15 protein-coding genes are annotated in these 14924 nt (G+C 60.9%); 6 read left to right on the forward strand and 9 right to left on the reverse strand.

Translation table 11 applies throughout. From position 1 onward, the window contains the following. Both ACD590_RS03600 and thrC read right to left on the reverse strand, forming a co-directional pair. The gene (locus tag ACD590_RS03600; RefSeq protein WP_018245152.1) at positions 1-1299 is read right to left on the reverse strand and encodes a M16 family metallopeptidase; all 1299 of its coding nucleotides are present in this window, start codon (positions 1297-1299) and stop codon (positions 1-3) included. Between the two features lie 3 nt (positions 1300-1302). Continuing rightward, entirely contained in the window at positions 1303-2727 is a 1425-nt protein-coding gene (gene thrC / locus ACD590_RS03605) for a threonine synthase (RefSeq protein WP_112906117.1), read from the reverse strand. 275 nt (positions 2728-3002) lie between these two features. Between thrC and ACD590_RS03610 the strand changes: the two genes are divergently transcribed. After that, the gene (locus ACD590_RS03610) at positions 3003-3650 is read left to right on the forward strand and encodes a hypothetical protein (protein WP_018449237.1); all 648 of its coding nucleotides are present in this window, start codon (positions 3003-3005) and stop codon (positions 3648-3650) included. 186 nt (positions 3651-3836) lie between these two features. Here ACD590_RS03610 and ACD590_RS03615 read toward each other — a convergent pair whose 3' ends face one another. From ACD590_RS03615 to ACD590_RS03625, 3 genes are all read right to left on the reverse strand, one after another. Then, positions 3837-4526 carry an HAD family hydrolase gene (locus tag ACD590_RS03615; protein WP_439002158.1) on the reverse strand — a complete coding sequence of 230 codons (690 nt, stop codon included), beginning with the start codon at positions 4524-4526 and terminating at the stop codon, positions 3837-3839. A gap of 357 nt (positions 4527-4883) precedes the next feature. Continuing rightward, complete coding sequence (locus ACD590_RS03620; RefSeq protein ID WP_439002159.1) at positions 4884-6293, reverse strand: Dyp-type peroxidase; 1410 nt, start codon at positions 6291-6293, stop codon at positions 4884-4886. Between the two features lie 481 nt (positions 6294-6774). Next, a complete protein-coding gene (locus tag ACD590_RS03625; RefSeq protein ID WP_113541759.1) occupies positions 6775-8607 on the reverse strand; it encodes a methyl-accepting chemotaxis protein in 1833 nt (610 codons plus the stop codon). 261 nt (positions 8608-8868) lie between these two features. Between ACD590_RS03625 and ACD590_RS03630 the strand changes: the two genes are divergently transcribed. Both ACD590_RS03630 and ACD590_RS03635 read left to right on the forward strand, forming a co-directional pair. Next, positions 8869-9078 carry a hypothetical protein gene (locus ACD590_RS03630; RefSeq protein WP_003557162.1) on the forward strand — a complete coding sequence of 70 codons (210 nt, stop codon included), beginning with the start codon at positions 8869-8871 and terminating at the stop codon, positions 9076-9078. A 255-nt stretch (positions 9079-9333) separates the two neighbouring features. Next, positions 9334-9765 (forward strand): hypothetical protein, encoded by a 432-nt coding sequence (locus tag ACD590_RS03635; RefSeq protein ID WP_439002160.1) that lies wholly within the window; start codon positions 9334-9336, stop codon positions 9763-9765. Between the two features lie 46 nt (positions 9766-9811). Here ACD590_RS03635 and ACD590_RS03640 read toward each other — a convergent pair whose 3' ends face one another. Continuing rightward, the gene (locus tag ACD590_RS03640; RefSeq protein ID WP_439002161.1) at positions 9812-10498 is read right to left on the reverse strand and encodes an ArsR/SmtB family transcription factor; all 687 of its coding nucleotides are present in this window, start codon (positions 10496-10498) and stop codon (positions 9812-9814) included. 84 nt (positions 10499-10582) lie between these two features. Here ACD590_RS03640 and ACD590_RS03645 point away from each other — a divergent pair, with 84 nt between their 5' ends. The 3 genes from ACD590_RS03645 to ACD590_RS03655 all read left to right on the forward strand — a co-directional run bounded on the left by ACD590_RS03645 (position 10583) and on the right by ACD590_RS03655 (position 12580). Continuing rightward, positions 10583-10912, forward strand: a complete 330-nt coding sequence (locus ACD590_RS03645) for an NIPSNAP family protein (protein WP_439002162.1) — start codon at positions 10583-10585, stop codon at positions 10910-10912. Then, positions 10909-11259, forward strand: coding sequence for an antibiotic biosynthesis monooxygenase family protein (locus ACD590_RS03650; RefSeq protein ID WP_018449230.1), 351 nt, complete (start codon positions 10909-10911; stop codon positions 11257-11259). The genes ACD590_RS03645 and ACD590_RS03650 overlap by 4 nt, the downstream gene beginning before the upstream one ends. 178 nt (positions 11260-11437) lie before the next feature. Continuing rightward, complete coding sequence (locus ACD590_RS03655) at positions 11438-12580, forward strand: site-specific DNA-methyltransferase (RefSeq protein WP_439002163.1); 1143 nt, start codon at positions 11438-11440, stop codon at positions 12578-12580. Between the two features lie 156 nt (positions 12581-12736). Here the strand turns inward: ACD590_RS03655 and ACD590_RS03660 are convergent, their stop codons facing one another. The 3 genes from ACD590_RS03660 to mutY are packed head-to-tail and all read right to left on the reverse strand — an operon-like array spanning position 12737 to position 14816. After that, positions 12737-13102 (reverse strand): nuclear transport factor 2 family protein, encoded by a 366-nt coding sequence (locus tag ACD590_RS03660; protein ID WP_018245163.1) that lies wholly within the window; start codon positions 13100-13102, stop codon positions 12737-12739. A 5-nt stretch (positions 13103-13107) separates the two neighbouring features. Continuing rightward, entirely contained in the window at positions 13108-13722 is a 615-nt protein-coding gene (locus ACD590_RS03665; protein WP_026188650.1) for an HAD family hydrolase, read from the reverse strand. Positions 13723-13724: 2 nt separating this feature from the next. Then, complete coding sequence (mutY, locus tag ACD590_RS03670; protein WP_439002164.1) at positions 13725-14816, reverse strand: A/G-specific adenine glycosylase; 1092 nt, start codon at positions 14814-14816, stop codon at positions 13725-13727. Positions 14817-14924: the final 108 nt, after the last annotated feature.

Here is a 14924-nt window from a genome sequence, read left to right on the forward strand (position 1 = left end):
TCAGCGGCTTGCCTGCAGCGTCTTCGACGCCGGGACCGAAAGCGAGGCGGTGATGTCTTCCATCGGCGCGAGCTGTTCCAACGGACCGATCGCCGAAAGCGTCGGCACCGTGTCATAGAACAGCCGGCCGGCGAGGTCGGTCAGCCGCTCGATGGTGATGCCCTCCAGCCGCTCCATCATCTCCGGATTGGAGATCGGCCGGCCGTAAAGCATCATCTGCCTTGCGATCTGGCCGGCGCGTGCCGCCGGGCTTTCCGCACCCATCAACAGCTGGGCGCGGATCTGGGCGCGGGCGCGCTCGATTTCCTTCTGGTGGATCTGATCGGCTGATTTGTGCAGCTCGTCGATGATGACGGGCACCAGCTCCGGCAGGTTTTCGCCGCCGGTCGCGGCATGAATGCCGAAGATGCCGGTGTCGGAAAAGCCCCAGTGGAAGGCATAGACGGAATAACAGAGGCCGCGGAACTCGCGCACTTCCTGGAAGAGCCTGGACGACATGCCGCCGCCAAGGATATTGGCGAGGATCTGCGAGCAGTAGAAATCACGGGCGTGGTAAGGCTTGCCTTCGAAGCCGAGCAGGATCTGCGCGTCCATCAGGTCGCGCGGTTCGCGCACGCTGCCGCCGATATAACGCGCCGGTTCCATGACGGGCGGTGCGGAAGGGGCCGTCGGCAGGCTCGCGAAACGATCCTCGACCATGCGCAGGAATTCTTCATGCTCGACGGCGCCGGTGGCGACCACGAACATGCGGTCGGTCGTGTAGTTGCGGCTGAGATAGCCACGGATCTGCTGCGGCGTGAAGGAGACGACGGTCTCCGGCGTGCCGAGGATCGCCCGGCCGAGCGTCTGGTCACGGTAGGCGACCTCGGAGAACCGGTCGAACACCACGTCGTCGGGCGTGTCGTTGGCGGCGTTGATCTCCTGCAGGATCACCTGCTTCTCGCGCTCCAGCTCCTCTTCCTCGAAGGCCGATTCCGTCAGGATGTCGGCGAGGATGTCGACGGCAAGCGGCACGTAGTCCTTGAGCACGCGGGCATAATAGGAGGTCGTCTCGGTCGAGGTCGCGGCATTGACTTCGCCGCCGACATCCTCGATCTCCTCGGCAATCTGGCGGGCCGTGCGGCGCGCCGTGCCCTTGAAGGCCATGTGTTCGAGCAGATGAGCGATGCCGTGCTCGTTATCCGTCTCGTTACGCGATCCCGATTTGATCCAGACTCCGAGCGCAACGCTTTCAAGATGCGGCATGGTTTCTGTGACTACTGTCAGCCCGGATTTAAGCCGGGTGCACTCAACTGTCATTGGCTATCTTTCTGCGCCTGCTGTCGTCTCGCCGCGGGCATGCTTGCCGATAAAAGTCTCAACGGCTTTCAGCTCCGGTTTGATGATCTGGAAACGCTCCTCCCTGTGCATTAGATCAGCAAGCCACGTCGGAAGCGCCGGGTCAATACCGCAGGCGGATTTTACGGCGGCGGGGAATTTCGCCGGATGCGCGGTCGAAAGCGTCACCATCGGCGTATTCGGCTTTTCTTTCTTCTGCGCGACGAAGACGCCGATCGCCGAATGCGGATCCAGCAGATAGCCGGTCTCGGCATGGGTCTGGCGGATCGTTTCGGCCACTTGCTTCTCGCTGGCTCGCCCGGCGCGGAAGTCGCGGCGGATCGCCTTCAGCGCTTGCGCACCGATCTCGAAGCCGTTGGATTGCTTGAGGCTTTCCATCGCCGCGCGCACCTTCGAGGCGTCGCGGTCATAGGCTTCGAAGAGCAGCCGTTCGAAGTTCGAGGAGATCTGGATGTCCATCGACGGCGAACTCGTCGCCTTGACCGCCTTCATATCGTAGCGGCCGGTCTTCAGCGCCCGCGCCAGAATGTCGTTCTCGTTGGTGGCGATCACCAGCCGGTCGATCGGCAGGCCCATGCGCTTGGCGCAGTAGCCGGCGAAAATATCGCCGAAATTGCCTGTGGGCACCGTGAACGAGATCTTCCGGTCCGGGCCGCCAAGTGCCACCGCCGCCGTGAAATAATAGACGATCTGGGCCATGATCCGCGCCCAGTTGATCGAGTTGACCCCTGACAGTCTGACCTTGTCGCGGAAGGCCACGTCGTTGAACATCGCCTTCACGAGGTTCTGGCAATCGTCGAAATTGCCCTCGACGGCAAGCGCATGCACATTTGGTGACGACGAGGTCGTCATCTGCCGCTGCTGCACCGGCGAGACCTTGCCGTGCGGGAAGAGGATGAAGATGTCGGTGCGCTCGCGGCCGGCGAAAGCGTCGATCGCAGCCCCGCCGGTATCGCCCGAGGTGGCGCCGACGATCGTCGCCCGCTCGCCGCGCTTCTCGAGCGCATAATCCATCAGCCGGGCAAGCAGTTGCATCGCCACGTCCTTGAAGGCGAGCGTCGTGCCGTGGAAAAGCTCCATGACGAAGCTGTTCGGCCCGGTCTGGACGAGCGGCGCGATCGCCGGATGGCGGAAAGTGCCATAGGCCTCGTCGATCATCGCCCGGAAGGTGTCGTCGGGGATCTCGCCATTGGTGAAGGGCGACAGGATGGTGAAGGCGATCTCCTGATAGGTCTTGCCCCTGAGCGCCCGGATCTCCTTCTTGGAAAAGCTCGGCCATTTCGAGGGAACGTAGAGCCCGCCATCGCGCGCCAGCCCCGTCAAAAGGGCGTCGCAAAAGCCGAGGGAAGGGGCCTCGCCGCGGGTCGAGATATAGTCCACGTTCGTCATCCTTGATCTATCGCTGGAGGAAATCCGGCCGGGCGCGCCATGGCCCGCTCTGCCGGAAATCTGGGCCGGAAATCGAAAAGGGGCCGCCCTGCGGGCAGGGCTCTGCTTGTATGCTTTTGAACTTGCCCGCATCCGGCGTCGAAAAGTGCATCAAAACGGCGCTTACCCAATCGATTTTTGTTTGCGCCGCTGATATAGACCATCGCAAACCGTCATGAAAGGCCTCGCGAAAAAGACATGGGGCCTCCAAGAAACGCTTGTACAAGGGATGGAATATGGTGCTCGGCAAGGTCTCGCGTCTCATCGTCTCCGCATCTTTTCTTGCCCTGCTGACTGGTTGCAACTCGCTCGGCATAGGCGGCGACAGCAAGTCGTCAGCGCCGACGACCCAGCCGAACGGCACCGCCCAGATCATGCCGCTGGCGCCCGCCAACCCCTCTTCGAACAATCCTTCGATCGGCACCGCCACGACGGCGCAGGGCACGGTCGCCCCCGTCGTCCAGGGCGCCTGCCCGCAGATCTTCATGCGTGACCAGGACGCGATCTTCCGCACCTATGCCAAGGGCAAGAAGGACGATCCGCAGCAGGTCGTCTTCCAGGCCTCCTTCGGCGATTACACCCGCCAGTGCACGCTGAACGACACGAACCTGACGATGACGGTTGTCGCCCAGTTGCGCCTCGTTGCCGGCCCGGCCGGTACGCCAGGCCCGGTGACGCTGCCGATCCGCATCTCCGTCCTCGACGGCGAGACCGTGCTTTATTCCGAGGTCACCAAGTTCCCGACCGAGATCCCGCCGGGCACGCCGGGTGCGCAGGTCATCTTCCGCAAGGACGGCATCAAGATGCCGGTCGGCTCCGGCGCTCTGGTGCGCGTCAATGTCGGCTTCGACACCCAGCCGGCAAAGACCAAGAAGAGCAGCTAAAGGAAGTTCGGGCTTCGACCTGACATCGGCCCTCATCCGGCTGCCGCCACCTCTGCCTGGGTCGAGCCACGTGCCTCCACCCCGGTAAGGTTAGGGTGAGGGGCAACCATCGGCGCGAACGGGACAGCAGTGGGAGAAACCATGAAATGGTTTCCACACAGCCCGCGGATTGCGGGCCTAAAGCGTTTAGAGAACGTTGTCCCAGGCCGCCAGTGCGGCGACGACGCCCGGCAGGTCGTTCATGCGGGAGATTGCCGTTTCGGCGCCGGCATCCGTCAATTTATCGGCATGGGCGGGATAGCTGTGCGAGGCGCCGGTAAAACCGATGACGCGCATGCCGGCGGCGCGCGCCGCATGGACGCCGTGCACGGAATCCTCGACCACAACAACCTTGTCAGGCGAAACACCCATCTGGCTTGCGCCATGCAGGAAGATGTCGGGCTTCGGCTTGGCGCGGTCCGGGCCAAGGTCCTTGGCGGAGAAAATGTTCGGCGCAAAAAGCGGCTTCAGGCCCACCTTGGTCAGCATCATGTCGAGCCGCTTGGTGCTCGAATTCGAGCAGATGCAGCGCTTGATCGGCAGCTTGGAGACGGCGAATTCGACGCCCGGAATGGCCTGGACGTCCTGCGCCAGCCTGAGGTCGAGCATCTTCTCTGACTTATCGAGCAGCGAGGCCGAAAACGGGATGCTCGCCTCGCGCTCGATCTGCAGCAGGATGTTGCGCCATGTCATGCCGGCGAAGCGCTCGCCCATTTCTTCGACGCCGATCGGATATCCGGCCTCTGTCAGCAGCGCTGATTCGACTTCCGCCGCGATGATTTCCGAATCGACGAGAACGCCGTCGCAGTCGAAGATGATGAGGTCGAAGCCGTCCATATGTTCACGCCTTGCTGAAAGTCTGGGCTGGAAGCCTGGGTCTTGTCCGGGAATGCTGCGGCTTTACACGATGCCCGGCCAAAGCTCAACCTGATCTCAAGCATGGCTGCGATGCGGCAAGCGACCGGCTCCGGCGTCGCTGCCGGATCAGCGGCGTAGGTCGCCGTCATCCGGCCTCGACAAGCAGGTACCCGCTCGCTGCCGAACGCGCATGGGGAGGGAACCGGAAGGCGCAATCGCAAGCCGCATCAGCCGAATGCTCGTCGAGCGCATCGTGCGCGGCGCTGTAAAATGAGAGCGCCTGGAGATGACGGTGGAATGACGTCGGCAGGATTGCCCGCCGACGTCATGGCAAGTTTAAAGCGAGCTCAGAAACGCGAGGGACGGCATAAAGAAATATTCGCCTCCCTTCATCTTCACCGCTTGAGGAACGGTTGCAACGGTCTTGAGGGAGCTGGGATCACCCCAGATGGCAGCTCCTTCCATATCTGGTCGCGCAGCATCTTGTTTTGTTTGACCGATGACCGGATCGACCCCAGGCGGTGGAAAGCCAGCCGGAACGGCTGGGAAACCGGGATTGTTGGCCCAATTTTTCTGCGTGAATTCGAATTGATTGCCTATGTCACTGTTGAACGCCATGAACAGCAGGCCGACGTATTTACTCGGTTTGTTCTCGATCTTGCCATCGTTCGGATTATCTGTTCGCACGCCATAGGTCTGGCCGCGTCGGGCCATGAGGTGCTTTCGCTCGCCAGCACTGTTTTCGAACCCGCCCGACCCTCGCGGATTGGTTTTTCGGATATGCCCTGAAAAGGGACACTTCGCGCCGCTCTTGTCGCTGAAGTAGTTGAAGTTGTTCGGGACGGGTGACTCAACTCCGTCTTCTGACTGCATCGTGACCGGCGTTCCGTCCTCAAAGCGCCCGACGACCATGGCGCCGGCCCTTTCGTCATCAGATCCGAACAAGCGATCTGCAAGTTTCTGCTCTTGCCTTTTGAAGCGGCGGACGTTTTGTTCCAGCTTCCGGTATACGAAGTAACTTCCGAAATGAACGGCCGGATCGGGCGCTGCTGGATCAGGAACAATAACCTGTTCTAATGGGAAAGCCGGATCCCAGTTCGCAATCCCATCTGTCGCGTTTTCTTCCGCGTCGATGTCTTCCAGCAGAAACAGCGGCTGGCTTCGCCCATCGACATAGCCAAAGTGTTCGATACCTTCTTTATTGTCATTGTGAAGGCCCAGGCCATCTTGCGTCCCGACGATTGTTACCCCTTGCGAGGCTTGGATCAAGGCTACCACCTGATCGTGAGCAGTGACCTTGGTGTCATTGAGCATATCTCCCACCAAAACGACCGCATGAATGGGATGGCGAAAATAAGAATCCCACCTGCTGACATCAGGGTCATTCAAGTCGGATTTTTGCATACCCGCGCGGAATATCGGATCGCTCGGTCTTTGGGCGATTTGGAGGGCTTGATAGCCCTCGTCAGTAAGGCCAAGCCCAATGTACGGCGTTCCCGGCGTCGAAGGTTTGGCTTTGAATGCTTCAATTTCCATTAAATGTTGCTTTGCCGATTTCATCAGCGTCGTGGAAATTGCCCGAAGGAAGCTTTTCGCAGCTTCCTTATCGTCAAACCGCAGAAAAATTAGAGTCAAAAACTCACGAACATGCGCCTTGATGATGTTTGGCTGAAGATTGTCGAGCATAGTGCTGTCATCAGCCGATGGGTTTTTCCATGATATTGGAGAGTTTAACGTGACGGACATCTTGCATTCCTCCGTTAATGACGTCGTCATTAAACAACAGGTAGCATATTTGAGTCAACGCAACCATTTATTATTTGATTTGTATTTCGAATGACGGTTTGAATCTTTTGCCTTTTTTGACCTACAAACGAACCTATTTGGTATCAGGGTGCTCCGCATGTCCTCGATGCTGCGGGCGAGGGGGTAGTGGGCTTTGATCTGATTTATCACTTGCCCTCTTGGATAGGCTCTGCTGCCAGATCTGCTGAAGAGTGCAGTGACTGCCCGCCGCCTTCCGCCGAGAAGATGATGGCGCGACTTTCCGCCGTCCGGCGCGCCCAGCCTTTGTCGAAGAAACTTGACAGCAGGGACCCGCCGAGACTGCCGGCAAGATGAGCCCGCCTTTCGTTACAGTCGAGGCAGGAGCGGCAGAGCGGCAGCCGCGATGATCTGAGGTCCCCGCCGTCGCGGGAATGGACAAATGGCGAGCAGATAGCAGCCGTCAGGCCGCCAGCTGCCCACCCCGGCGTGCCGCTGCAGTTGGCGTCGAGGCCGTCGCCCGAAGCCTGAACCGGGAAACCAGTTCGCGCAGCTTGGCAGCTTCCTGGGCAAGCTGGCCGGATGCCGCGGTGGATTGCTCCACCATCGCCGCGTTCTGCTGGGTCACCTGGTCCATGGAGTTGACGGCGGTGTTGACTTCGGCAAGGCCGGTCGACTGCTCTCTGGCCGATACGGCGATGGCATCCATGTGCTGATTGATGCGGGCAATCTGCTCGCTGATCGCCTTCAGAACCTGGCTGGTATCGAGAACCAGTTTGACGCCGCTTTCCACTTCCACCGACGATTTCTGGATGTGGCCTTTGATTTCCTTTGCCGCCTGCGCCGATCTCTGGGCGAGCTCGCGCACTTCCTGCGCCACCACCGCAAAACCCTTGCCCGCGTCTCCGGCGCGTGCCGCTTCGACGCCGGCGTTCAGTGCCAGCAGATTGGTCTGGAAGGCGATCTCGTCGATCACGCCGATAATGCTGGAGATCTGCTGGGACGAAGCCTCGATGCGGCGCATGGCTTCTTCGGCATGCGACACGACTTCGGAAGACTTGGCGGCGTTGCGGTTGGCATCGGTCGCTTCAGTGCGCGCCTCATCGGTCCGCTTGCTGGAGTTCGAGACATTGGCGGTGATCTGATCGAGCGCTGCGGCGGTTTCTTCGAGAGAGGCTGCCTGCTGTTCGGTTCGTTTCGACAGATCGCCGGCCCCGGATGCGATTTCCCTTGTGCCTTCATCGATCGCGGCAATGGCGGTTGCGATCGCGCTGAGCGTCTGATCGAGCTGGCGGATCGACATGTTGAAATCATGCCGGAGGCCCTCGAAATCGGGGGCGAAGGGCTCGTCGATCTGGAAGGCGAGATCGCCGGATGCAAGCCGCTTCAAGCCTGCGGCGAGACCCGATGTCGCCGCCCGCAGCCGTTCGGCGGCATCGTCGTCAGCCTGCTTGCGCGCCGTGACCCGCTCGGCTTCGCCCTGCAATCGGGCTGCCTCGGCGTCTTGCTCAAGCTGCTTGTTGGCAATCGCTGCCTGGCGGAAGATTTCGACGGCCGATGCCATCGTTCCGATTTCATCGGTGCGGCCGATCCCGGTGCAGGCAATAGCTGTGTCACCACCGGCGAGCCTTTGCATGTCGTTGGAAAGCGAAAGGATAGGCTTGGTGACGGTCTTGCGGGTCAGGAAATAGAGGCCGAGCGCAAACAGCGCGGCCGCGGCGAGAAGTGCTTTCAGAACAATATCGACCGACGCTTTTATGTCGGCGCTATGCTTGGAAATTTCGTCCGACGCCGCGGTGATCTCATCCCCGGCCTGTTCCATGGCCGATTCCAACGTCGAGAACTGCTGCATGAATTCGGGCAAGGCCTTCAATGCCGCCGAGGGATCCTGGCTCGCCAGATCGACGATCTTCTTGGCGCTTTCGACATAGGTCAGAAGGGGAGGTTCGATGCTGGCAAGCAGCGCTTTGGTCTTTTCGTCGGCGGCAAGCGCCTTGTTGGCAGCAATCATCTCGCGAAACGACGCGTCGTGTTCCGCCAGATCCGCCTTCACCCCGGCAGCGTCTATGCCGGCTGCCGGATTGGACGCCAGCATGGATGCCAGCACGTCCGCGCGCATTGCGTCATGCATCATGTCGGCCTGCATGTGGTTGCGCAGGATCTGTGCCGATCGGGCAACGTCGGCGTTGTTTTCGGAGAGGGTCGAGGCGGACCAGATGCCGACGCCAGTCGCGCCGCCCGCCAAGGCGAAAATCGCGATGCTCGCAATGATGATCTTATGCTGGATCGACGCCATGATAGGGCTCTCTCGTTAATTTAGAAGGTGAGAGTAACAGAACATGCTTAATGATTTCTCAGCGGCGTGCCGCTTAGCGGCGCGAAAACAATAGGTTGCAGCGGATATTTCGCTTTCGATGAAAAGTTGAGCTCTTTGTGGGTCGAGCGGATCCCCGATGCCGATAGAATGACGGATCTGCGCGAGTGCCGGGGCCTCGTCGAGGCTCATTGCTGCTTCACGGTCTGGGGCGTACCATGCATGCGCAAGAGGAGAGGGACAATGAGGCTTTCAGCTTTCGTCCGACCGGCGGCAGCCGTAGTGCTGCTGTTTGCCTTCACATCCACCGACGTTATCGCCAAGGGCAAGCACCGAAGCTGTGCGCAGCTGCAGGCGATGAAGGATAACGCCCTGACCGGCGGAAAGCATGCCGGGGATGGCACCGACAAGAGAGCCAAGATCGAAAGGAAGATGAGGAAGAAAGGCTGCTAGAGGCAAGTCGCCGATAGCTTGCGAGCACCGAGAGAATGGTCTGGCAGCAGGCGAGCCTGTTCCCGAGACGGCAGAGATGTGCCTTCGTTGAGGACGGCCCGACATCCATCAAATCCGCGTCATGCCAGACGAACCGCAGTCCGGGGACTACCTTTGGCAAACTCATGCACTAGATGGCGATCGAGGAGGACGCCACCGCCGCTCTTGGGAGGAGAACAAGCGGCATGCCAAAGAATGGATGAAGAGGAAGACTGCATGACGATCGAGGACATCATCGAAACCCTGGAAAAGACTGACATGCCCGACAGCCGGATCGACGCCTTCATCACCTGTGCCTTTCTGTTGAAGCAACTCCGGCCGGCCGAGCCCAACGATTTCGACGGTCCTAACGATTACCTGCCGAGCAGTATCAAGTCAGGGCACGGTTTCCTGATGGCGCGACCCTTCACACACGACGTCAATCACGCCATCGACCTGTGCCGGGAAGTCCGGCCGGATGCGGTTTGGCACCTCGCCCGCGGCCGCCAGACAGCGGACGAGTCGCTCTACGGTGCGCAGCTGCGCGAGATCAAGGAGGGTGAAAGCGTGCTCGGTGAAGCCGAGAGCAATCACGCGGCGCTGGCGCTCACGCTGGCGGCGCTGCGCGCGCATGTGCGGCAGGAAGATGAAAAGAGGGCAGGTGCGTGAGGGAGGTGGATGCTGAACTTGAATCTTTTGCAGATCCGTAACAAACCTACCCATCAATCGGAAAAAGCTTCAGGAACTGCCGATCGCCTTCCGGCGAAAACAGGATCGAGCGGCTTTCCGCCGTGAGCCGCGCCCAGCCTTTGTCGAGGAAGCTTGAAAGCAGGGCCTTGCCGAGGCTGCCGGCGAGGTGGGCGCGTCTTTCGCTCCAGTCGAGGCAGGAGCGGCAGAGTGGCCGGCGCGACGATCTGAGGTCGCTAACATCGATGCCGATGCATTCGAGATCGCTTTCACCCTTTTCCGTCAGCGCCAGGCCGTCGCCGACCGCATCGATCGAGCCGGAGGCAATCAGGCTGTCGAGCATGCGCACGCCGTAATCGCCGGCAAGGTGATCGTAGCAGATGCGCGCCTTGCGCAGCGCCGGCTCCTTCGGTCCCGGCTGGTGACGCAGATGGCCGCGTCCGGCGGCAAAGCCCATCATGCTTTCGATCAGCCGGGCGACGGCCTCGTCGGCCAGCGTGAAATAGCGATGGCGGCCCTGTTTGCGCTGGGTTAGCAGCCCGCCGGCTTCGAGCTTGGCGAGATGCGTGCTCGCCGTCTGCACGGTGATGCCGCCGACGCCGGCAAGCTCGGTCGCCGTCAGCGCCCGGCCGCCGGTGAGTGCCGCCAGCATGTTGGCGCGGGCGGGATCGCCGATGAGCGCGCCGATCTGCGCAATGTCAGGACCTTCCTTCATAGTTCGATCGTAACCGAAGCATCGCCGTCAGGCAATGTGCGAAAACGGCCCAGGAGAGCACTGAGACAGCAAAGGAGAAACGATATGATCACCTGCTTCATCCGCTATCAAATCGACCCCTTCAAGAAGGAGGCGTTTGCCGAATATGCCCGCAACTGGGGCCAGGCGATTCCGCGAAACGGCGCCGATCTGATCGGCTATTACGGCCCGCATGAGGGATCGGCAACGACGGCTTACGGTGTCTACAATATCGAAAGCTTCGCCGCCTACGAAGCCTATCGCGCCAGGCTGGCCGCCGACCCGCTCGGCCGCGAGAATTATGAATTTGCCAGACGCGAAGGCTTCATCCTGAAGGAGGATCGCATCTTCCTCAAAAATGTCTCCGCGCCTCACGCAAAGCTGGTGCAGTCATGATCGCCGTGATCTTCGAAGTCGTGCCCTACATGGGTGAACGCCACAAATATCTGGATCTCGCCGGCGAGCTGCGCACTGAGCTCGAAAAGATCGACGGCTTCATCTCGATCGAGCGTTTCGAGAGCCTGACGAACCGCGGCAAGCTGCTGTCGCTTTCCTTTTTCCGCGATGAGGAAGCCGTCAAGCAGTGGCGCAATCTCGAGGCGCACCGGGCAGCGCAGCAGGCCGGACGCGGCGGCATCTTCGCCGATTATCGCCTGCGGATTGCCAGTGTCGTTCGCGATTACGGCATGTTCGAACGCGACGAAGCGCCTGATGACAGCCGCAGGGTTCACGACGCCGCCTGATCGCTGGCGGCGGCATTCTTGCCGCCGCTCGGCAGCCGGCCGGCGTCGGCAAAGTCTGCCGCTCACTCATCGGCCGCCCGAATAAATTCCCGAAATCGGCCACCGCTTCAGGCTTTGGTAACTAAGTTGCGTAACCATAACGGACAGTTAAGCGTAGAGCGTATGAGTGAGTATCAGAATGGCATCAGTTTTTCCGCTTGCCGACCTCAAGGCTTCCGTCAAGTCGGATTCCCGGCCGGATTCTTGGGTCGACACGATCATCAAGGGCGATTGCGTCAGCGCCCTTGAAGCTTTGCCCAGCCACTCCGTCGATATCATCTTTGCCGACCCGCCGTATAATCTCCAGCTCGGCGGAACGCTGCATCGTCCCGACCAGTCGCTGGTCGATGCGGTCGACGACGAATGGGATCAGTTTGCCTCCTTCGAGGCCTATGACGCCTTTACCCGCGCCTGGCTGCTGGCCTGCCGGCGTGTGCTGAAGCCGACCGGCTCGATCTGGGTGATCGGCTCCTATCACAATATCTTCCGTGTCGGCGCCACGCTGCAGGATCTGAATTTCTGGATCCTCAACGACATCATCTGGCGCAAGACCAACCCGATGCCGAATTTCAAGGGCCGCCGTTTCCAGAACGCCCATGAGACGATGATCTGGGCAAGCCCCAGCGCCAAGGCCAAGGGCTATACCTTCAACTACGATGCGCTGAAGGCCGCCAATGACGACGTGCAGATGCGCTCCGACTGGCTCTTTCCGATCTGCAACGGCAGCGAGCGGCTGAAGGGCGAGGACGGCAAGAAGGCGCATCCGACGCAGAAGCCGGAAGCGCTGCTTGCGCGCGTCATCATGGCCTCGACCAAGCCCGGCGATATCGTGCTCGATCCCTTCTTCGGCTCGGGAACGACGGGTGCGGTCGCCAAGCGTCTCGGCCGTCATTTCGTCGGCATCGAGCGCGAGCAGGATTATATCGATGCGGCCTCGGCCCGCATCGCCGCCGTCGAGCCGCTCGGCAAGGCGGAACTGACCGTCATGACCGGCAAGAAGGCCGAAGTCCGCGTCGCCTTCAACGTGCTGGTTGAAAGCGGCCTGATCAAACCCGGCCAGGTGCTGACCGACGCCAAGCGCCGCTATAGCGCCATCGTCCGTGCCGACGGCACGGTCGCTTCAGCCGGCGAGGCCGGCTCTATTCATCGTCTCGGCGCCAAGGTGCAGGGTCTCGATGCATGCAACGGATGGACCTTCTGGCATTTCGAAGACGGGCAGTCCCTGCGCCCGATCGACGATCTCAGGTCCGTCATCCGCAGTGATCTGGCAAAGGCGGAGTGAGCAGCGCCTTCGCGAGATCGAGATATCTTCTTCCGGTTTCCCTCCAGTTGCGGAAGAAGGACCAAGGCGCCCGGGGTCAAGCCCCGGGCGTCCTCTTTTGTTTGTGCGCAATTCCGGACGCAAAACCGCTCTACACTTTTGCTGGAATTGCTCCAGTCAGAACTCCTGGTAATCGGTGACGTCGACCCGCGTGACGCGCCCTTCCGCATTGAAGGTGATCGTCTCCTCACCCTCGCGGATCAGCGGCTTGCCTGATTTGCTGTGGGTGGCGCGCACCGACCAGACCGATCGGCCGGAGAGCGGCGTCAACGTTTCCACCAGCGAATTTTCCGCCGTCTGATCGGGATAGTCGTCGAAATAACGCCGGAAGGCAGCCATGATCTCGGCGCGGCCGGCAAGGCTGCCGACGCCGTTCGAGACATAGGTGGCGTCCTCGGCGAAATAGGCCTCGATGGCGGGAAAATCGAGGGCGTTGATGGCGGCGTGAAAACGTTCGATCTCTTCTGCGGGGTCGAATGCCATCGGTCTCAGACCTTCAATCCGTAAGCCGTGAGATCGCTGCGCAGCTTCTCGGGCCCCGAAAACAGCACCGCATTCCAGCCGTAGGCCTTGGCACCTTCGACATTGACCGGTGCGTCGTCGATGAAGATCGTCGCAGCGGGATCGAGGCCGAAACTTTTCGTATGTGTCTCGTAGATGGCGATATCGGGCTTGATCAGGCCGACATCGCCGGAAACCGTGACGCCGCGCGGTAGGTTGAGGAAGGGGAAGCGCGCCTGCGCCTCGCGGAAGGTGTCGGAGGCGAAGTTGGTGAGCATCGTTACGTCACGCCCCTCGGCGATCAGCCCTTCCATGATCGCGACGCTGTCGTCATAGGCGTGCGGCACCATCTCGTGCCAATATTTGCGGAAGGCGCGGATATGCTCTTCACGCGCCGGGTGCTGTTCGATCAGCAGCGCTTCGGCTTCCGCCCATGTGCGGCCGCGATCCTGCTCGATGTTCCAGTCATGGGTGCAGACATTGGCGAAGAACCAGTTGCGCTCGGTCTCATCGGGGATGAGGCGGCTGAAGGGAAGATGCGGATCGTAATGAATAAGGACTTTGCCGATATCGAAAACGATATGTCTTATGTCGGTGGTCATGGTCATCCCTTGGATGTTTTAAACGCGAGAGGAATAGCCGCTGCGATCGCTTTTTTCATGATGGTCGGCAAGGCCTGGGCTTCAAGATTTGTAACCGGCTCCCACCATCCGTCATTCATTGCGACCTTGGCAGCGATTGCCGCACGCCAGATCGAAAGCCTGAGCTCGAAATGGGTGAAGACATGGATGACGGTGCCAGCGGCCTGCCATGCCGCTTCGAAGGGCGCGGCGCTCGCCGAGGTCTCGCCGTCGATGCGTGCCGTCCACGCCGTCGTCGGCACCTCGGTCATGCCGCCGAGCAGGCCGCTGTCGATGCGCCGCCGCAATAGGATCTCGCCATCACCTGTTACCGCGATGAAGGCCGCGCCATATCTGACCGGCTTCTCCTTCTTCGCCGCCTTGACCGGAAAGAGCTCGGGATCGGAAAGTTTGAGCGCCTCGCAGGCACTGGGGAAAGGACAGAGCGAACAGGCTGGCCGCTTCGGCGTGCAGATCGTGGCACCCAGATCCATCATCGCCTGGGCGAAATCGCCGGGCCGATCGGCGGGCGTCAACAGCGCCACCTTCTCTCTCATCGCGGGCTTTGCCGCCGGAAGCGGTGTGGCGATCGCATAAAGCCTGGAGATCACCCGCTCGACATTGCCGTCCATGACAGCCGCCTGCCGGTTGAAGGCTATTGCCGCGACGGCCGCGGCCGTATAGTCGCCAATCCCCGGCAGGGATTTCAGGCCTTCCTCGGTATCGGGAAAGACGCCGCCATGCTCGTTCGCCACCGCTTCGGCGCATTTCTTCAGGTTGCGAGCCCGGGCGTAATAGCCAAGCCCTGCCCAGGCGGCCATCACCGCGTCGTTTTCGGCCGCGGCAAGATCGGTCACCTCGGGCCAGCGCTGCAGAAACCGCTCGAAATAGGGTTTGACCGCCTGCACCGTCGTCTGCTGCAGCATCACCTCGGACAGCCAGACGCGATAGGGATCGGCCTTGACGCCGCGGGCCGCCATGCCGGGCGAAACGCGCCAGGGCAGCTCGCGGTGGTGGCGATCGTACCAGTCGAGCAGGGGCTTTGCTGAGGGCGTGTCGAGTGTGGTGATCGTCATGATTTGCCGCGATGGGGGGAAGTGCCTATACTTGGCGAAGCAATGCCGCGCGATCAAGTCGCCTATGCGAATTGAAGCGCGAATTGGCGGCGGCGCCGAAGGGTTTCG

This window comes from Rhizobium sp. 862_C5_N1_2, from assembly GCF_051811205.1.
In the GTDB taxonomy this organism is placed as follows: Bacteria; Pseudomonadota; Alphaproteobacteria; order Rhizobiales; family Rhizobiaceae; genus Rhizobium; species Rhizobium leguminosarum.

Coding starts and splice junctions, on each gene's coding strand:
- ACD590_RS03600 (WP_018245152.1), bottom strand. CDS start 1,299: ATGACAGTTGAGTGCACCCGGCTTAAATCCGGGCTGACAGTAGTCACA.
- thrC (WP_112906117.1), bottom strand. CDS start 2,727: ATGACGAACGTGGACTATATCTCGACCCGCGGCGAGGCCCCTTCCCTC.
- ACD590_RS03610 (WP_018449237.1), top strand. CDS start 3,003: ATGGTGCTCGGCAAGGTCTCGCGTCTCATCGTCTCCGCATCTTTTCTT.
- ACD590_RS03615 (WP_439002158.1), bottom strand. CDS start 4,526: ATGGACGGCTTCGACCTCATCATCTTCGACTGCGACGGCGTTCTCGTC.
- ACD590_RS03620 (WP_439002159.1), bottom strand. CDS start 6,293: ATGTCCGTCACGTTAAACTCTCCAATATCATGGAAAAACCCATCGGCT.
- ACD590_RS03625 (WP_113541759.1), bottom strand. CDS start 8,607: ATGGCGTCGATCCAGCATAAGATCATCATTGCGAGCATCGCGATTTTC.
- ACD590_RS03630 (WP_003557162.1), top strand. CDS start 8,869: ATGAGGCTTTCAGCTTTCGTCCGACCGGCGGCAGCCGTAGTGCTGCTG.
- ACD590_RS03635 (WP_439002160.1), top strand. CDS start 9,334: ATGACGATCGAGGACATCATCGAAACCCTGGAAAAGACTGACATGCCC.
- ACD590_RS03640 (WP_439002161.1), bottom strand. CDS start 10,498: ATGAAGGAAGGTCCTGACATTGCGCAGATCGGCGCGCTCATCGGCGAT.
- ACD590_RS03645 (WP_439002162.1), top strand. CDS start 10,583: ATGATCACCTGCTTCATCCGCTATCAAATCGACCCCTTCAAGAAGGAG.
- ACD590_RS03650 (WP_018449230.1), top strand. CDS start 10,909: ATGATCGCCGTGATCTTCGAAGTCGTGCCCTACATGGGTGAACGCCAC.
- ACD590_RS03655 (WP_439002163.1), top strand. CDS start 11,438: ATGGCATCAGTTTTTCCGCTTGCCGACCTCAAGGCTTCCGTCAAGTCG.
- ACD590_RS03660 (WP_018245163.1), bottom strand. CDS start 13,102: ATGGCATTCGACCCCGCAGAAGAGATCGAACGTTTTCACGCCGCCATC.
- ACD590_RS03665 (WP_026188650.1), bottom strand. CDS start 13,722: ATGACCACCGACATAAGACATATCGTTTTCGATATCGGCAAAGTCCTT.
- mutY (WP_439002164.1), bottom strand. CDS start 14,816: ATGACGATCACCACACTCGACACGCCCTCAGCAAAGCCCCTGCTCGAC.